Genomic DNA, 570 nt, shown 5'->3' with positions numbered 1-570 from the left:
TCCTGGCCCTCCTCGCGGCCGTGGGCGTCGCCCGTCCCGCGCCGGCGGGGGAGCGCGTCCGCCTCGTCGCCTACACGGCCCTCGAGATCGAGCAGCTCGACCCGATCCGCCGGGCCGTCGAGGCGGCGGTGCCGGAGGTCGAGATCGCCTGGCTGCGCGACTCGACCGGCCTCGTCACCGACCGGCTGCTGGCCGAGAAGGCAGCACCGCAGGCCGACCTCCTCATCGGGCTCGCCGCCAGCAGCCTGATCCAGGTCAAGGCCGCCGGCCTCCTCGATCCCTACCGCCCCGCGGGCGCCGAAGCGCTGCGGCCGGCCTTCCGCGATCCCGTGACGCCCTACAGCTGGACCGGCATGGACGCGTATCTGGGGGTGATCTGCTTCAACGTCGAGGTCGCGGACCGGCACCGCATCCCGCGCCCGAGCTTCTGGCGCGACCTGCTCGGCCCCACCCTCAAGGGTCGGGTCGTCATGCCCGATCCGGCCGCTTCCGGCACCGGATACCTCCTCGTCGCGGCTTGGCTCCAGACCCTCGGCGAGGAGGACGGATGGGCCTTCATGGACGCCCTCG

1 protein-coding gene is annotated in these 570 nt (G+C 73.7%); it reads left to right on the top strand.

Going from position 1 to position 570, the window contains the following annotated elements; all coding sequences use genetic code 11:
• On the top strand, positions 1-570 hold a 570-nt coding region (locus QR78_RS31465), incomplete at both ends, for an ABC transporter substrate-binding protein (protein WP_158004099.1).

The sequence above is a fragment of the Methylobacterium indicum genome (assembly GCF_001043895.1).
Taxonomy (GTDB): Bacteria; Pseudomonadota; Alphaproteobacteria; order Rhizobiales; family Beijerinckiaceae; genus Methylobacterium; species Methylobacterium indicum.
This window is presented reverse-complemented; position numbering and strand designations above follow the sequence as displayed.